The organism is Pseudodesulfovibrio cashew, from assembly GCF_009762795.1.
In the GTDB taxonomy this organism is placed as follows: Bacteria; Desulfobacterota; Desulfovibrionia; order Desulfovibrionales; family Desulfovibrionaceae; genus Pseudodesulfovibrio; species Pseudodesulfovibrio cashew.
The window spans coordinates 998028-1015341 of sequence record NZ_CP046400.1; the positions used below are offsets into that span (position 1 = coordinate 998028).

Consider the following 17314-nt stretch of genomic DNA (forward strand, 5'->3'; position numbering starts at 1 on the left):
CCGGAGGCGGCCCCCTCACGCCCGAGATGGGGAAAAGTCGACAAAGGGCGGCCAACCGACAGGTCAGCCGCCCTTTTTTGCATCAAACAACCGCAGGCAAAGCGAGCCCAGAGGCGCTCTCTACCGCCGTGCCCCGATCCAGGCGTTGGCCTGGTCGGCGGCCTCGTTCATTTCGTCCTTGGTCATCTCCTTGGTGACCAGCATCAGGAGCTGGTTGGCCCGGGGATGGCCCTGGCTCCCGGCGATGGCAAACCACTTGCAGGCCTGGACGCGGTCCGGCTTGCCCGCGATACCGGAGAGGAACACCTCTCCCAGGGCAACCTGGGCTTCGAGGAAATTGTGGTCGGCGGACCGGATGAGCAGTTCCTTGCCTTGCTGCACGTCGCGTTTCACGAACTGTCCGGCGAGATAGAGCACGGCCAGATTGTACTGACTGGGCGCGTCCTCGTTATGGGCGGCGCGCTTGAGCCACTGGACCAGTTTGCCGGTGTCCTTTTCCACGCCCTCGCCCTGTGCGTAGGCCAGGGCCATGACGGCCTGGGCGCGTGGCATGTCCTGCTCGGCGGCAGCCCGAACCAGGGCGATGCCCTTTTGCGTGTCCTGGGCCACCCCTTTGCCCCCCAGGTACATGAGACCGAGGGTGAACTGCGCCTCACGCTGGCCCTGATCGGCGGCCTTGGCGGCCCACTCCATGGCCTTGTCCACGTCCCGCTCCACAGTGACGCCTTCGAAGTACATGCGCGCCAGTTGATACTGGGCTGCGGGATCGCCCTCTCGAGCGGCGGTTTTTATCTCCGCGCCCAACTCGGGCATGGGGAAGGAGAAGCAGAGGTAGGGAATGACGGCGAGAAAAACGAAGGAGTAGACTGTGGTATAAACCATTCGAAACAGCGGCATGATTACATCCTTGGGTTGGGGTTGCCGGAGTGTTCAATAACGCACGAATGCCGCGTTGACGGAAAAAGTGCAAGCCGAACCGCCCGGCGGACCGCCGCCGGACACGGGTTGCTCTCGCGTCCTTCGCGGGCTCGGCAGAGGGTTGCCCGATATTTTCCCTTCACCACGACGCTACCAGTCCACGGGCAGCTTGACCTTTTGCCCGGCCTTGTTGGTGAAGAAGACGTGCCCGTTTTCGCGCCCGAAGAGATAGACGTCGCGGGTGACGGCCACATCCTGCCGGCAGTATTCGGTGATCAGGTCCAGGCGGCCCTCCTTCCACCACTTGAGGGCCTGGAGGCCGTCCGCGGACTTGCCGATGTCCAGAGTGGCCTGGGCCACGTTGTCCAGCTTGAGCCGGTAGCCCAGCCGGTTGTTGATCTCCACCAGCAGGTCGAGATTGGGCAGGGAGCGAAAATTGAAGGGGTGGAGCCCACCCAGGACCGCGTAGTCGAATTTCACGTGGTTGAAGCCGATGACCAGGTCAAAGTCCTTCAGGTGGGACACCAGGTCGTCCATCCGGTCCTGCTCGTAGTCGTGCATGGCGCCGTCCTCCGAATCGTAGACGCAGGCAATGGACACGCCCATGCGGTCGGCGCGGTTCCAGCCGCCCACCTCGTCGGCGGAGTAGCGGGTCTCGATATCGAGCACGCCGTAGCGTTTGGGAGCGGGCCGTTTCAGATCTATGCCGGGGAGATTCACGTCGATGTCCTTTGGTTCGATGGCCTTGGGGTCGCCGTGCAGGATCGCTTCCAGCACGAACTGGGCGGCGCGCTTGTCGATGGGCCGGTTGCCGGACCCGCACTTGGGCGAATGCACGCAGGACGGGCAGCCCAGCTCGCACTCGCAGCCCGTTATGGTACGCAGCGTGGTTTCGACCAGCTCTCCGGCCTTGTCAAAGGCCTGGCGGGTCAGCCCTGCTCCGCCCGGCATGCCATCATAGATGAAAACCGCCGGTCCATCCACCTGCGGGTGCATGGGCGTGGAGATGCCGCCCAGGTCGTTGCGGTCGGTCATGACCAGCAGGGGCAGCATGCCGATGGCGGCGTGCTCGAAGGCGTGGATGCCGCCCATGAAGTGGAGGAACTCGTCCTCGCAGCGGCGGCGGATCTCGTGCCCCACCTCGAACCAGACGCCCTCTGTCTCGAAGACCAGCGGCGGGAGGTCCAGTGGGGTGATGCCGAGCAGCTTGCCGCCGCGCACGCTGCGCTTTTCGTAGCCGGTGATCTGCTCGGTGACCCTGAGCCGCCCGAAGTAGACGCGGGTGCCGAAGCACGCCTTCTGTCCGAGGACCTCCAGGATGTCGGTGCTCTTGCTGCCGCGCACCTTGGTGTAATAGCCCACCCGCTGGCGCACCGAGCGGACGGCCTTGGCTCCGAGGTCCAGGTCGGTGACCACGTAGGTCTCGCCCCGGTGCAGGTAGACCGCGCCGGGGTGGGTCTCGCGGTAGGCGCGGAACTCGTCGATGGTTCCGATGACAGGAGCCTTGCCGCCCTGGGTATTGTCCTCGATGTGCAGAGAGCGGCCAGCGCCGCGCAGGTCCACTTCCCGATGCGGCCGTTTGCGGTGGGAGACAATCTCGGCGGCGTGGCCGGGCAGGTCGCCCGCCACTTCGAAGAGCACGCCCCGCTCCACCAGCTCCTCCACGCGGGTTTCGATGTCCGGCTCGCGCAGGAAGGTCTCGGCCCGACGCAGGGTCAGCTCGGCGGACGCGCAGACCAGGTGGCGGTCCATGATCACCGGGTTGTACGGGTTGAGCATGGCCGACTCGGGCGGACGGGAGAAGAAATCGTCCGGATTGCGCATGAAATACTGGTCCAGGGCGTCCTCCTGGGCTACCAGGGCGACCACGGAGTCGCGCGTCGAACGCCCCACCCGACCGCCGCGCTGGTGGGTGGCCATGACCGAGCCGGGGTAGCCGACCATGATGCAGACGTCGAGGCCGCCGATGTCGATGCCCAGCTCCAGGGCCGAGGTGGAGATGACCGCCAGCAGGTCCCCGTCGGCCATGCGCATCTCGATCTCGCGCCGCTCCTCGGGCAGGAATCCGGCGCGGTAGGCGGAGATACGCCCCTTGTACTTGCCGCTCTTTTCGGCGGCCCACAGGGCGATGAGTTCGGTCAGCTTTCGCGACTGGCAATAGACGATGGTGCGCAGATCCCGGGCCAGGGCGGCCTGAAGAAGCTGTATCGCGGCCTGAGCCGGGGAGCCGTCCGGGTTGAGAAAAATCATGTGCCGCCCGCCCCTGGCCGCGCCCGATTCGAGGATGGGGTGGACCTCCAGGCCGGTAAGCAGGTGGCAGAGCTCAACGGGGTTGCCGATGGTGGCCGAGCAGAAGACGAAGGTGGGGTGCGCGCCGTAGTATTCGCACAGCCGGAGCAAACGGCGGAAGACCATGGCCATGTGCGAGCCCATGACGCCCCGGTAGGTATGCACTTCGTCCACCACGATGTGGGTCAGGCCGGACAGGAACTCGGCCCAGGAGGCGTGGTGGGGGAGCATGGACAGGTGGACCATCTCCGGGTTGGACAGGATGACGTTGGGCGGCGAGTTGCGGATCTTCTTGCGAAAATGCGGCGAGGTGTCCCCATCGTAGATGGCGGCCGTGGGGCGGCGCTCCTCCGGGAGGAGGGCGGCCAGTTCGTTGAACGCCTTGAGCTGGTCCTGGGCCAGGGCCTTGAGCGGAAAGAGATAGAGGGCCTTGGCCTCGGGGTCGGCCAGACAACGCTCCATGACCGGCAGGTTATAGGTCAGGGTCTTGCCCGAGGCCGTGGGCGTGGCGGCCACCACGTGGCGTCCGGCGCGCACGTAGTCGGCGGCCTCGGCCTGATGGGAGTAGAGCCGCTCGATGCCCATGAGCGAAAGGGCGTGACGGAGGGGCGCGCTCAGCGGACGACGAGGCTCGGCATACCGGGAGTCCGCGCCATCCAGAATTCGATGGTGCGCCACCTGATGCGCCATGCGCTCGCTTTCCAGCAATGCAGTGACATAGTGTTCTACTGTCTTGTCCACGGGGGCGGATGGTAGTACGCCATAACTGGTGAATCAATATAATTGTCCGGTCCGACATTTTGCCGCATGGTAGTGCCGAGGAGAACCGTTGTGCCGACAAACAGATATGCTGCAAAACAAGCCGATCCGATAGAGCCCGCCCGAATTCTCGTGGTGGACGACTCCAGCTCGGTTCGCTACGCGCTGGACAAGAGCCTGAGCGAGGCGGGTTTCGCGGTCTCCCTGGCCGTGGACGGAGAGGAAGGGCTGCGCTACGCCGTGGAGCAGGACTTCGACCTGGTCATCACGGACATCGACATGCCGAACATGGACGGGTTTGAGCTCTGCGCCAGACTCAAGGGCGAATTCAAGACTTCGCACATCCCGATCATCGTCCTCTCGACCCGGGACTCGGACGAGAACGTGGAGCAGGGTTTCCGCCTGGGCGTGGACGCCTACCTGTCCAAGGGCGGGGACATGGATGAAAACATCCAGCGGATCAAGGATATCCTGCAGGCCCGCAGCTTCCTGACCGGCAGCCGCATTCTGGTGGTGGACGACTCCTCCAGCGTACGCCTGTTCCTCCAGTCCGACCTCGAGGAGGAAGGATTCGTGGTGCAGACGGCGGAAAACGGACGCGAAGCCATGGACCTCTTGCCCGGATTCAAGCCCGACCTGGTCATCACGGACCTGATGATGCCCGAAATGGACGGTGCGGAGCTGTGCCGGGCCATCAAGAAGTCCAAGGAATACGGCTCGTTGCCGGTCATCGTCATGTCGTCCCTGGGCGACAAGCCGGTCATGCGCCGACTGATGCGCGAAGGCGCCGCCTCTTTCCTGGTCAAGCCGTTCACCACGGCGCAGATTTCCATTGTCATCGAAGAGGTCTTCTCCTCCAACTTCCGGTTGCTGCTGGAAGAGAAGGAACGGCTGCGCATGGAGCATGAGCTGACTCTCGCGGCCATCGCCAGCCTGGTCCAGGCCCTGGAAGCGCGCGACCCCATGACACGCGGCCACTCCGAACGCGTGGCCCGCATCGCCGTGGGCATCGGCGGAGAACTCGGGCTATCCCGCTTTGAGCTGGACCGCCTGCTGCTCATCGGCCAACTGCACGACCTGGGCAAGATCGGCGTACGCGACAACGTGCTGCTCAAGAAGGACCGGCTCGACGACGTCGAATACGAACACGTCAAGGACCACTCCAACGTGGTGGCCGATATCCTGCGGCCCATCAAAAGCCTGCACGACATCCTGGAGGTCACGCTCTATCACCATGAGCGCTGGGACGGGAAGGGCTACCCCGCCGGACTCAAGGGCGAAGACATCCCCTTCAACGCCCGCCTGGTGGCCGTGGCCGACGTGTACGAGGCCATCACCTCGGAGCGGCCCTACCGCGACTCCATGCCCCGCCGGGTGGCTGTGGACATCATTACGGAAGAGCGGGGCAGGCAGCTCTGCCCCACCTGCGTGGACGCCTTCCTGGCCTGGTTCGAACGCACGGGCGGCAACATGGATATCCCCGAGGAGTTCCGGCAGGACTACGAAAGCTGACAGCGCCTCTGGCCTGCAGACTCCGGGAACGGTTCGCCTTGCGCCGGAGGTCCGGTTGCGGTAGGGTTCCACAATCCCTGAACTCCAACCGCCCGGCCGCCATGAAGATCCTCAAGCTCATCAAGTCCCATCAGACCATGACCCTGCTCGTCTACGGAGGAGCCGCCCTGCTGCTGTGCGCAGCAGTCTGGGTCGCCTACCAGTATGTCGAACCCCTGCCGCCGAACAAGGTGACCATCGCCACGGGCGGGCCCTCGGGCGCCTATGCCAAGTACGCCAGGGAATACGCAGATTATTTCGCGAAACAGGGCTTTGAGCTGGAGATTATCGAGACCAAGGGCTCCATGGACAACCTGGCGCAAATGAGCGCGGAGAACAGCACCATCGACGCGGCCTTCATGCAGGGCGGCATCACCACGCCCGAGGAGCACCCGGACCTGCAAAGTCTCGGCTCCCTCTACTACGAGCCCATCTGGCTCTTCCATTCCCGGCGCGCCGGGCTCAAGAACCTGACCAGCCTGAAGAGGAAGCGGGTGGCCATCGGGGCCGAGGGCAGCGGCACCGCTCATGTGGTCGCCCGTCTGCTGGAAGAAAACGGGATCACTGCGGAAAACTCCCACCTGATCGACATGGGCGCTGGCGAGGCCGCTCCGGAGCTGGTCAAGGGCAAGCTGGACGCACTGTTCGCCATAGCCGGGACCCGGTCCGCCGTGGTCGAGAGCCTGACAAGACCCGACAGCCGTGTGCGGCTGCTCTCCTTTGACCGGGCCGAGACCTACGCGCGATCCCATCCCTACCTGACCAAGCTGACCCTGCCGCGGGGCGGCATCGATCTGGCCCTGGACGTGCCCGCCAAGGACGTCTCCCTGGTGGCGCCCACGGCCAACCTGGTGGTTCGGGAGGACCTGCACGGAGCCCTCAAATATCTCTTCCTGTTGGCCGCCGACGAGATCCACCGCAAGGGCGACATCTTTGCCAGGCCCGGCCAGTTCCCGAACAAGGAAGCCGTGCTCTTCCCGCTCAGCAGCGAGGCCGAGAGCTTCTACAAGAACGGCCCGCCCCTGCTCATGCGCTATCTCCCCTTCCAGCTCGCCGTGACCCTGGAACGGCTCAAGATCCTGCTCATTCCACTGCTGACCCTGCTGTATCCCCTGTTCAAGGTCACACCGCCCGCATACCGCTGGCAGATCCGCCGCCGCATCTTCAAATGGTACAAGGATCTCAAGGCGCTGGACATCAAGGCCTACGACACGACCTCGCCCGAAGAGGTCAGGGAGATGCTGGACGAACTCCTGGCCCTGGATAAACAGGTCATGGAGACGTCGGTCCCGCTTTCCTACATGGACTACATCTACTCCCTGCGCCTGCACATCCGGCTGATCCAGATACGCCTGGACAAGATAGCCACGGGCAGCGACGGGGAGGAAGAGGCCGTCTAGGCCTCTGACCGGACTACTGCATGGGCGGCGGTCCCATGCGCCCCTCGGGAACGCAGACCGTGCCGTCCGGTGTATTCCGACAGATGCCGGACAGGGTGCCGTGGGGCGTACGCACCGTGCAGCCGTCGCCCAACTCCTTGTTTTCACAAGCCGTATACGCCTCCTCAGGCGGCCCTCCGCGCGGACGCATGCCCTGTTCCGACCCCTGACGCATGCCCTGTCCCTGCCTGCTTATGTTCGGATCGCCGCCCTTCCACGCCGGGATCGGCAAATTCTCCGGCTCGATCATGGCCACCCCGCCATCGGTGACGCAACGGGCGTAGTTCAGGATGCGGATGTCGTCGCCCTGTGGGCCGTGGCCCTGGGGAAATCGGGCCGGGTTGCCGGATTTTGGATCGCTGCGCTGGGCTCCGGCGCCGTGGACGTCCAAAAACAGCTTGGCCGCGCTGCTCCCGGGCGGGGCGAAGTAGCCCATGGCCCGGCCAAAGGCCACGTAGACGGCCCTGTCCGGCCTGGGGCCGCTCAGATGTGTGGTCGAAGTCCAGAAATAGGACTCCGGCTCGGTGACGGCAAAGATCGGATCAATTGCCGCCGACCCGGTGGCTGGAGGCGAGCGGGTGTAATCCACGATGGACTGGAGCTCCTTGGCGTTCGGCAACCGCCAGTCCGTGCGTCCGCCGAGTTCCAAATTCTCGCAGTATGCCAGGGCCTGGCGCCAGTTTTTGGTTCCGCCACTGTCCTTCCGCTGCCAGGTCAGGCCTGTGGCCCGATCCGAGACCGTGCCGTCGCCGTTGTCCAGGAAATCGTTCTTCCCGTAGTTCGGGTTGCCGCGCACGAAGCGCATGAAGCGCCCTAGGCCGCGATGGTCGTACTGGGGATACCCCTTGATCCGGCCGTCCGCGAAGTTCACACCGAACGCGCTGGGGTTGCCGCCCAGAGTCTGTCCCCGGTAGACGGTGGAGGACCAGTCCTGGCAGTCGATGACGCGCTGCCCCTGGCTGGGATTGCCGTACTCGAAGCCGAAATAGCGGGTGTCCAGGTAGGGGATCGAGTCGCGCTCCCTGCCCTGGACCCAGCCGTTGAAGTCCATAAGCGAGTAGAGCTCCTTGATGGTGGGAGCGCGCCAGTCGTCATACCCGCCAACGCGGCAGCGGCGCACCTCGTCCATGGCCTTGTCCCAGGACATGCGCCCGCCCCTGGCCTTGACCCACATCAGGCCGGTGACCAGATCCGAAACAGTGCCGTCCCGGTTGTCCCTGTACCTGGCCCGGTTGCCTCGGTATTGGGCGTCCTGCCCGCGGAACGCCTCGTCAGGTCCGGGACAGGCGACCTGTCCCCTTTCGTCGAAGCAGGCGTCCTGGCCGGTATCCACCACGGGATAGCCCAGTCCCCACGCCTTTCCGGCCAGGGTGAACAGACAGAACATCAGGCAATAGAATCCTTTTTTCAGCATTGCGTCTCCTGGTTGTGTTGCCAGTATACCCAACGCGCCGCCTCCCACAAGGTTGACAGGGCGGGCCTGTTAGGGCGGCGGAATCTCCCTCTTGCCAAACCGTCTTAATGTTTCTATAGTAACATTCCATTTGACCGATTCGGATTTGCCAATTCCCACGGACGGGAAGCGGAAAACCACGGGTCCCTCTGGAGTGAGCGAAACGAAAGTTTCAGGGACGGCCGGGCTGCGATGTAACGCGCCACGGCCTTTTTTCATGGGAAAAAAGGCGGGCGGAATATCGTAGGAGGGAGACGTGCGGGTCGCTTCCCACGCCTCTGAACAGTACCGCAGGAACGCGCTGGCCGTCAGGCAGCGCGAGTCCGTGCGCACCGAACCCCAGGCCAGCGTGAAGACCACGCTGTTCGGCTTTCGGCTGGGCAAGTTCGGGCTGGACTACGAATCGCAGAGCACCACGCTCGACCCCTCCCTTTCCCGCGACGTACGCGAACAGAAGAAGCAGGCACAGGCCTTCCGGGCCGAACGCGAGGTGGAATCCCTGCGCGCCGAGGTGGGGGCCTCCGGGGCAGTATACCGCGACTATCAGGGGTCTGCGCAGTCCGACGCCTCGTCCGGCGATTCCTCGCCGTCCCTGCACCGCATCAAGACCGCACTGGCGGCCTACGCCAAGAGCACCGAAGACATCCTGCCCCCTCCCGGCAACATGCTGGCGAGCGTGGTCTGATCAGGGTTTCCATTCGAATTTCTGGGCCGTGACCTTCGGTCCCCAGCCTTCGTGCGGGCGCTCCTCGCAAAGGACGAAACCGTTGCGCTCATAGAGCTTCCGGGCCGCGTCCAGCCCGGCAAAGGTCCACAGGTACACCGTGGAAAACCGCCTGGTCCGGCAGAACTCAAGGGCGGTGGCCAGCAGCGCCGCGCCCAGCCCGGCCCCCTGAAACCCCTCCGGCACGATGAACCAGCGCAGCCGCGCCTCGCCCAGGGTCTGGGTGCCGTCCACATACACGGCCCCGGCGAACTGTCCGTCCATCTCCGCCCACCAGTAGCTGTCCAGCGCCGGATCGAACCGGCCCAGATACTCGCCCAGCTCCTGCCCGACCTGCTCCGCGAACCGGCAGTCGAATCCCCAACGGTCGCGGTAGTACGCCTCGTGGTGGAGGATGACCGCCTCGGTCGCCCCTTCCTCATTGTGATGCAAGGTAAGCCCATTCATGGCCTGGAATACTGCGCCTATACGTTGCCTCCGTCAATGTTGCGGATTGCCGATACCCCGCCACCCGCGTCGTTGCTTCAAGAGTGGCAGCCCCTCGCATGTGCGTATCTACGCTTCGGTTCGGAGCTCTTTTGGCGTCTGGCGATTGACGATTTCACGGCAGCCGCCCGGCCTAGGTAAAGCCCACCCACCACCAGTGCGGGGCGATCCGGTAAAAGCCCACCACGTCGTCGCCCAGGCAGAGGAGGATAGGAAGAAAAAACCACGCGTTCCGCTTGAAAAAGCCGGCTATGGCCCACAGCAGGATGGCGAGGGTGAAGGCCGTCACGACCTTGGTTCGCCTCGTGTTGGCCTTGAATGAGTTCCATATCGATGCAAGCTTCACTGTTCTACTTATTATTAAATATTGAATGACAACATATTATCTGTGGCCACGATATGCTGTCAAATAAAACGGAGTAAGATAAGGTGCCGACAAGTGACGAAACTTGCCCACCCCTTGCCAAAGCGGGTTCGAGTGCGCACTATGGGCTTTTGACCCTGCAAGGAAGGACGGCTCCCTTATGGAAACAGTACAGGCACAGGTCAACGGCATGCACTGCGCGGCCTGCTCGGGACGCATCGAGCGGGTGGTGGGCAAGATGGACGGCGTGGACTCGATCTCGGTCAACCTGGCCGCCGAAACCATGGCCCTGACCTATGACCCGGACACGGTCTCCCTGGACGAGATCGGAAGCCGCATCAAGGACCTCGGCTTCGAGGCCCTTTTCCCGGAACCCTCCGCCGGAGGGCTGGAGGAGCTCAACCTCGCCCTGGGCGGCATGCACTGCGCGGCCTGCTCGGCCCGCATCGAGCGGGTGACCGGCAAGCTGCCGGGCGTGAACGCCGCTGCCGTGAACCTGGCCGCCAACACCGGCTCCTTCACCTTCGACCCCTCCCAGGTCACGCGCCGGGACATCCGCCAGGCCATCGCCGACGCGGGCTTCACCTCCGAGGTCCAGTCCGCCGCGTCCAGCAGCTTCGAGGAGCGCCGTCGCGAGGCCGAGGAAAAACTGGCCGCCCAGAAGCGGGAGCTCATCCCGGCCTTCCTCTTCGCCCTGCCGCTGCTCATCCTCTCCATGGGCCACATGTGGGGCATGCCGCTGCCCGCCTGGCTCGACCCGGCCCACGCCCCGGCCACCTTCGCCCTGGTTCAGCTCGCCCTGACCCTTCCCGTGGTCTGGTCGGGAAGGAATTTCTATCTCCAGGGCATCCCGGCCCTGCTGCGCGGCGGCCCGAACATGGACTCCCTGGTGGCCATGGGCACGGGCGCGGCCTTCCTCTACTCCCTATGGAACACCCTGGCCCTGCTCATCGGCGGCCACGCCGGGCTGGCCATGGACCTCTACTACGAGTCCGCCGCCGTGCTCATCGCCATGATCTCCCTGGGCAAGTATTTCGAGGCGCGCTCCAAGCTCAAGACCTCGGACGCCATCCGCGCCCTCATGCAGCTCACCCCGGACACGGCCACCCTGCTCAAGGACGGCGAGCAGGTCTCCATCGCCGTGGACGAGGTGGAGCCGGGCGACGCGCTCCTGGTCCGTCCCGGCGAGCGCATCCCGGTGGACGGCACCGTGGCCGAGGGCCGCTCCTCGGTGGACGAGTCCATGCTCACCGGCGAGCCCATGCCCGTGACCAAGGAGCCCGGCGACTCCGTGGCGGGCGGCACGCTCAACACCCACGGCGCCCTGACCGTCACGGCCAAGCGCGTGGGCCAGGACACCACCCTGGCGCGCATCATCCGGATGGTGCAGGAGGCCCAGGGCTCCAAGGCCCCCATCGCCAACCTGGCCGACCGCATCAGCTTCTATTTCGTGCCCGCGGTCATGGGTATCGCCCTGATTTCGGGCCTGGCCTGGTACATCGGCGGAGCGGGCTTCCCGTTCTCCCTGCGCATCTTCGTGGCCGTCATGGTCATCGCCTGCCCCTGCGCCATGGGGCTGGCCACGCCGGTCTCCATCATGGTCGGCACAGGCCGGGGCGCGCAGCTCGGCGTGCTCATCAAGTCCGGCCGCGCCCTCCAGGAGGCGGGCGACCTGGACACCGTGGTCTTCGACAAGACCGGCACCCTGACCCACGGCAGGCCCGAGGTGGCCGACGTGACCATGGTCCGGGGCACCATGGCCCGCACCGAGGCCGTGTACCTGGCAGGCGTAGCCGAATCCCAGTCCGAGCACCCGCTCTCCCAGGCCATGGTTCGCCACGCCAAAAAGCTTGGAGACGACCTGCCCGCGCCCGACGAATTCGAGGCCATCCCGGGCAAGGGTATCCGCGCCAAGGTGGGCTACCGCGAAATCCTCATCGGCAACTGGGCGCTCATGGAGGAGAACGGCCTCGGCTTCGGCGAGGACACCCTCTCGCCCCAGGCCGTGCCCCACTACGAGAGCCAGGGGGCCACGGTGGTCTACTTCGCCAGCGAGAACAAGCTCAACGCCCTGTTCGCCATCAGCGACGAGATGCGCGACGAGAGCCCGGAGGTGGTCGCCGCCCTCAAGGAGCAGGGGCTGACCCCGGTCATGCTCACCGGCGACAAGGAGGCCAATGCCCGCGTCGTGGCGGGCAAGGCGGGCATCGACACGGTCATCGCCGGGGTCCTGCCCGAGCGCAAGGCCGAGGAAGTGGCCCGGCTCCAGGCCGAAGGCCGCAAGGTGGCCATGGTCGGCGACGGCATCAACGACGCGCCCGCCCTGGCCCGGGCCGACATCGGCATCGCCATGGGCGGCGGCATCGACGTGGCCGTGGAGTCCGGCGACGTGGTGCTCATGCAGAACGACCTGCACGCCCTGCTCACCGGTCTGAATCTCTCCCGGGCAACCATGCGCAACATCAAGCAGAACCTGTTTTGGGCGTTCGCCTTCAACACCATCGGCATCCCGGTGGCCGCCGGGGTCCTCCACCTCTTCGGCGGACCGACCCTCAACCCGATGATCGCGGGCTCGGCCATGGCCATGAGCTCCGTGACCGTGGTCTCCAACGCCCTGCGATTGCGATTTTTCAAGTAATGGAAACAACGGGCGGAAGCGGAGACGCCCCGCCCAAGCCTTCAAGGAGAATCCAATGCCCGAAGTAACAGTCAAAGGCATGAGCTGCCAGCACTGCGTCAAGTCCGTGACCGAAACCATGGAGAAACTCGGCGCCAAGGACGTGGCCGTGGACCTGCTCACCGGCGACGTCAAGTACACCGAAGACGCGCCCATCTCCCCCGAGGACATCAAGGAAGCCATCGACAAGATCGGCTTCGAGGTGGTCCGCTAGGCGCACGGGACGCAAGGGCGCGCGCCGCGGACCGTGCCGGTTGGCGGCGTGCGTCCGGCCCGGAGCCGGTCAAAATTTACAGCGGGAACGTGGGCCCCGGGGCGTCATGCCCCTTTATAGCCCCTCGGGATAATTCATGACGAAGAACTGACGAATGGCGGTCCGGGCGCTGGAAGAAAGGGGCTCTTCCTTCATGGCCGGTTTCTCCCTTTGGAGCACGCGCAGGGCCAGATCGGCCAGGGAGGTGGCGCCATGCGCCATGGCTTCCATCTCGTCGTCAGCGATCATGCGGTCGGCGAAACGTTCCCACAGGATGTATTTGAAGAGGGTGGCCTGGTCTGCGGAGGGATTCTGGTTCCGTTTGCGCTTCCAGGCGGACAGGATTTCCATGGCGATATTGGTGGGCATGTTCTTTCTCCGTAAAAATGATTGTAGGCCGCGTCCCGTTGTTTTGACAAGCCGATTGGGCTGTGGGAAAAGAGGGCCATGCTGTCGTATTCACAGATCGTGTCCGAGGACCGCATCAGACGGGCTCTTGAGGAGGGCAAGTTCGACAACCTGGAAGGCGCGGGCAAGCCGCTGCCGCCCGACGAGGCCATGAACCTGCCGGCAGAGCTGCGCATGGCGTACCGGATGCTGAAGAACTCCGGATACATGCCCGCCGAGGTCGCCGAGGAGAAGGAGATCATCCAGACCATCGACCTCCTGGAGTGGATGGAGGACGAGAGCGAGCGCTACCGCCAGATGCAGAAGCTCAACGTGATGATCATGAAGATGAACGAGCGTCGGGGCAGGCCGGTCAACCTCGAGGCCAGTGACGACTACTACCGCCGCATCGTGGAGAAGGTCCGCCTCGCCGAAAAACGTTTCGGCTCCTCCGGGACTGAAGAGGACGCCGGTTAGTCCTTGTCACGCCCCTGTCGCCGGGCTTGGATCAGTTCGCGTTCCATACGAATCTGATAGATGGCCAGGGCAAAGAGGTTGGCCAGGGTTTCGAGAGTTTCCAGATCCTCGTCATTGTAGTCCTGATCCGCGTTGGCCACGGCGACCTGTCCGACGACGCCCGCCTCATAGACACAGGGAACGGACAGAAGCCGGGTGAGCTTCACATGTCCTTCGGGAACGCCCTTGGCCATGGGGTGGTTGGCGGGCATATTGCTGTAGAATCCCTTTCCCGTATTCAGGCTCTCGCCCCACAGGGCCGGGTAAATGCCGTCCTCCTGCTTAAAGGCCATGTTGTCCGATTCCAACCGGCACAGGCCCTCCTGCATTACCGAGATCGCAAGAATCTGCAGGTCATGGGAGCGCGGGTCGATCATTCCCACATAGCAGTAGCGGCTGCCCGTAAGCCGCAACGCCCAGTCGTAGACCTGCTTCGCGATGGAGCGGACAGTGGCACTGTGCGAGGAGAGAGACTTGATGATCTCGGCCTGGGCCTGGTTGATGACCTGTTTGCTCCGCTCCCGGCGCTCCTTTTCCCTCCGCTTGCTGATGTCCCGTGAGATGACGAGCAGAACATCCTTGCCACCCACCTTGAGGCGCGCGGTCTTGAGCTCCGTGGGAATGGTGGTCCCGTCCTTCCTGCGGTGGGTGCTTTCGGTGATGACGGCGTTCTGCGACCAGAACCCCATGCGCCTGCTGCTGTCGGCCAGGGCCTGATCGACCTCCCACGTCTTGAGCTCCAGGAGTTCGGTGCGAGTATAGCCAAGAGTCAGGCAGGCTGCGTCGTTGACGAACAGGAAATGTCCCTCCATGTCGCAGACGAAGACGCTGTCGCCCGCCTGCTCCAGCAGGCTGCGGAAAAGCATTTCGCTCTCTTTCTGGGCGTCCGACTTGCGCTTGATCTCCGTCACGTCCTGGCAGAAGCCCAGGATGTTCCCGTTGTCCAGGAGCACCCCGTTGAACCGGACGTAGGCATATTTCCCGTCCTGGCGGAGCAATTCATAACCGCCCGTGTGGGCCGAAGTCCGCAGCAGCGAGGAGAGATCGGCCCTGGCCCGCTCATGAACGGCGGCGGGGAGCAGATTGAAGATCGACTCCCCGGCCAGGCGATCTTCGCCATAGCCGACCATCTCGGACATGGCCGCGTTGGCCTGGAGAATAACGCCTTCCGGGTCGAAGACCAGCACACCGTCCGGCGCGTTTTCCATGTAGGCCCGATATTGCTTCTCGTTTTCCACGAGCTGTTCGTTCACTCTCACCTTGGCCCGGTTGATCCGGTACAGGCATGCCCCCACCAGGACGAGCATGAGGACGAGCACTCCCACCTCGATGAGAAGGACGCGGTTCGCCTCCCAGAAAGTCGGATCCGAATTGAGCAGGACGCTGCCCTGCGGCAGGAGACTCGTCGGGATATGGAAACGCTCCAGGGCGAGCTTGTCGAAAAGGAGGACATTGGCCTTGCCTCCGGTGACGACCGGCAGGTCCTTGGGCTTTCCCCCCGCCAGGATGTTGAGGACGAGTTCTCCGGCAAGCCTGCCGTGTTCCGTGAAGGAGATGACCTTCCCGCCGACGATGCCCTTGCCGATGCCGTGCTCCCATAGATGGAAGACGGGCAGGTTGGCGCTGCCGGTAACCACGCCGAGCCCCTCTTCGAAATCCACGGTCTTGCCGTCCTGGTCGCGGTAGCAGGAGAGAAGCAGAATGGCGTCCCTGGAGGACAGGCGGTGAAGCATGGTCGACGCGTCCTCCCAGCGCATGGTGGAGAGGTCGAAGACGGAATATCGCTCGTCGCCCCGCAGGCGCATTATCTCCTTGAACCGCTTCAGGTCCTCCTGCCCGGAGGGCGTAGCGTCAGTGAGCACGACCACGTTTCTGGTGTCGGGAAGAAGCAGACGCATCAACTCGACGGTTTGTTCCATGGAGACCTGTTCGATGACGCCGGTCATGCCGAGGGTGCGGTGAAGCCGCATGGCTTTCTGCGCATTGTTGATGCCCAGAAAGACCACGGGCAGCCCCTTGAACAGGGTGTCCCGGTTTTCCACGGCATAGTCCAGGGCGTTGTCGTCCGCTACAACCAGCACGTCGTAGGGCGGAAGATTTTCGAGCTTGTATTGCAGGAGACGGGTGAAATTCCCCAGGTTCTCCGGGGTGAAGAACCGCTTGGAGTCCATGAACTCCACATCGAGGTCCACGTTGTTGGCTGACAGAACCTCCCGCAGCCCGTCCACCTGGGCGTGAAAGGAGGGAAAGGACGGATGGTACGCGCTCAAAAGCAACACCCGCGACCCCCGTGCCCCGGCCATGGCTGGAACAAGAAGAAGGAGGATGGCGGCGATAATCAACGTTGAACGCATATCGTTATTAAACGCTAGCTTGAAATTATACGGAGAATGAACAATATAAGCTCCGCTTCCAGCGGACCATGATATTTTTTCGTTCCGCCGCCCCTCCGTGTTGCTTTTTCCGTCAAACGCGGCTAGGCGGTGGGGCATGGGCGGCACCAGCCGCCCGCAAGCCAAAGCAGCAAGGACAGCAATGCACAAATTCGGAACCGTCGCCCTGATCGGGCCGCCCAACGCGGGCAAAAGCACGCTCATGAACCGCTATCTCGGACAGAAGGTGGCCATAGTGTCGCCCCGCCCGCAGACAACCCGCAACCGCATCAGCGGCATCTACACGGACGACGACGCCCAGATCGTGTTCCTGGACACGCCCGGCATCCACCAGCTCCGGGGCAAGATGAACCGTTTCCTGCTGGAATCGGCCTGGAACGCCCTGTCCGGTGCGGACGCGGTGGTGGTGCTGCTGGACGCGGCCCTGTACGCGGCCAAGCCCCAGTTGCTGGAGAAGGAGATCAAGCCGCTGGTCAAGCCCGTTGCCGAGACCGGCCGTCCCGTGCTGGTGGCGGTGAACAAGGTGGACAGGATCAAGGACAAGCCCGCCCTGCTGCCGGTCATGGCCCGGCTGGGCGCGTTGTGGCCAGAGGCCGAGTTCATTCCGGTTTCCGCTCTGCGCGGCCAGGGAACAGAGGAACTGCTGGCCCGCCTGCTCGACTTCATCCCCGAGGGACCGCCCATGTTCCCGGAGGACCAGATTTCCACCGCGCCTGTCCGGTTCATGGCTGCGGAGATCATCCGCGAGCGGCTGTTCTATTCCCTCCGGCAGGAGCTGCCCTATTCCACGGCCGTGGAGATCGAGGCCTGGGACGAACAGACGCGGCCCGGAACCGCCATCATCAACGCGGTGATCTACACGGCGCAGAAGAACCACAAGGGCATGATCATCGGCAAGCAGGGAAGCAACCTGAAGAAGATCGGCAGCGAGGCCAGGAAGGAAATCGCCGAGCTGCTCGGCTGCAAGGTCCACCTCGAGCTCTGGGTCAAGGTCCGCTCCGGCTGGACCGAGGACCCCGGCTTCCTGCGAGCCATGGGGCTGGGCGAATAGCCCATTAGAAATTCACCGGACACGACAAAGCCGCCGCTCTCCGAGAAGAGAACG

Annotated in this window: 14 protein-coding genes; 7 read left to right on the top strand and 7 right to left on the bottom strand. The window is 64.0% G+C overall.

Annotated elements, in window-relative coordinates:
• Positions 1–120 precede the first annotated feature (120 nt).
• Together GM415_RS04400 and GM415_RS04405 are read right to left on the bottom strand one after the other, a co-directional pair.
• Positions 121–897: a tetratricopeptide repeat protein gene (locus tag GM415_RS04400; RefSeq protein WP_158946618.1), complete on the bottom strand. Its 777-nt coding sequence runs from the start codon at positions 895–897 to the stop codon at positions 121–123.
• A 171-nt stretch (positions 898–1068) separates the two neighbouring features.
• The gene (locus GM415_RS04405; protein WP_158950764.1) at positions 1069–3897 is read right to left on the bottom strand and encodes a DEAD/DEAH box helicase; all 2829 of its coding nucleotides are present in this window, start codon (positions 3895–3897) and stop codon (positions 1069–1071) included.
• Between the two features lie 141 nt (positions 3898–4038).
• Here GM415_RS04405 and GM415_RS04410 point away from each other — a divergent pair, with 141 nt between their 5' ends.
• On the top strand, positions 4039–5478 hold the full coding sequence (locus GM415_RS04410; protein WP_242012346.1) for a response regulator: 1440 nt from the start codon (positions 4039–4041) through the stop codon (positions 5476–5478).
• 101 nt (positions 5479–5579) lie between these two features.
• Positions 5580–6917: a TAXI family TRAP transporter solute-binding subunit gene (locus GM415_RS04415; protein WP_158946620.1), complete on the top strand. Its 1338-nt coding sequence runs from the start codon at positions 5580–5582 to the stop codon at positions 6915–6917.
• 13 nt (positions 6918–6930) lie between these two features.
• Here GM415_RS04415 and GM415_RS04420 read toward each other — a convergent pair whose 3' ends face one another.
• Entirely contained in the window at positions 6931–8370 is a 1440-nt protein-coding gene (locus tag GM415_RS04420; RefSeq protein WP_158946621.1) for an Lcl C-terminal domain-containing protein, read from the bottom strand.
• A gap of 295 nt (positions 8371–8665) precedes the next feature.
• On the opposite strand from GM415_RS04420, the gene GM415_RS04425 reads away from it, so the two are divergent.
• Complete coding sequence (locus GM415_RS04425; protein WP_158946622.1) at positions 8666–9094, top strand: hypothetical protein; 429 nt, start codon at positions 8666–8668, stop codon at positions 9092–9094.
• On the opposite strand, the gene GM415_RS04430 is transcribed toward GM415_RS04425, so the two are convergent.
• Positions 9095–9580, bottom strand: coding sequence for a GNAT family N-acetyltransferase (locus GM415_RS04430; protein WP_158946623.1), 486 nt, complete (start codon positions 9578–9580; stop codon positions 9095–9097). It abuts the gene before it with no gap.
• A gap of 172 nt (positions 9581–9752) precedes the next feature.
• Positions 9753–9965, bottom strand: coding sequence for a hypothetical protein (locus GM415_RS04435; RefSeq protein ID WP_158946624.1), 213 nt, complete (start codon positions 9963–9965; stop codon positions 9753–9755).
• A gap of 178 nt (positions 9966–10143) precedes the next feature.
• Between GM415_RS04435 and GM415_RS04440 the strand changes: the two genes are divergently transcribed.
• Both GM415_RS04440 and GM415_RS04445 read left to right on the top strand, forming a co-directional pair.
• Positions 10144–12621, top strand: coding sequence for a heavy metal translocating P-type ATPase (locus GM415_RS04440; protein WP_158946625.1), 2478 nt, complete (start codon positions 10144–10146; stop codon positions 12619–12621).
• Between the two features lie 55 nt (positions 12622–12676).
• A complete protein-coding gene (locus tag GM415_RS04445) occupies positions 12677–12874 on the top strand; it encodes a heavy-metal-associated domain-containing protein (protein WP_158946626.1) in 198 nt (65 codons plus the stop codon).
• Between the two features lie 114 nt (positions 12875–12988).
• Here GM415_RS04445 and GM415_RS04450 read toward each other — a convergent pair whose 3' ends face one another.
• Complete coding sequence (locus GM415_RS04450; protein ID WP_158946627.1) at positions 12989–13282, bottom strand: hypothetical protein; 294 nt, start codon at positions 13280–13282, stop codon at positions 12989–12991.
• Between the two features lie 78 nt (positions 13283–13360).
• Here GM415_RS04450 and GM415_RS04455 point away from each other — a divergent pair, with 78 nt between their 5' ends.
• Positions 13361–13777 carry a DnaJ family domain-containing protein gene (locus GM415_RS04455; RefSeq protein WP_158946628.1) on the top strand — a complete coding sequence of 139 codons (417 nt, stop codon included), beginning with the start codon at positions 13361–13363 and terminating at the stop codon, positions 13775–13777.
• On the opposite strand, the gene GM415_RS04460 is transcribed toward GM415_RS04455, so the two are convergent.
• On the bottom strand, positions 13774–16086 hold the full coding sequence (locus tag GM415_RS04460) for an ABC transporter substrate binding protein (protein ID WP_158946629.1): 2313 nt from the start codon (positions 16084–16086) through the stop codon (positions 13774–13776). The two genes, GM415_RS04455 and GM415_RS04460, sit on opposite strands and share 4 nt — an antisense overlap.
• Before the next feature lie 265 nt (positions 16087–16351).
• On the opposite strand from GM415_RS04460, the gene era reads away from it, so the two are divergent.
• Positions 16352–17260: a GTPase Era gene (gene era, locus GM415_RS04465; RefSeq protein WP_158946630.1), complete on the top strand. Its 909-nt coding sequence runs from the start codon at positions 16352–16354 to the stop codon at positions 17258–17260.
• Positions 17261–17314 lie beyond the last annotated feature (54 nt).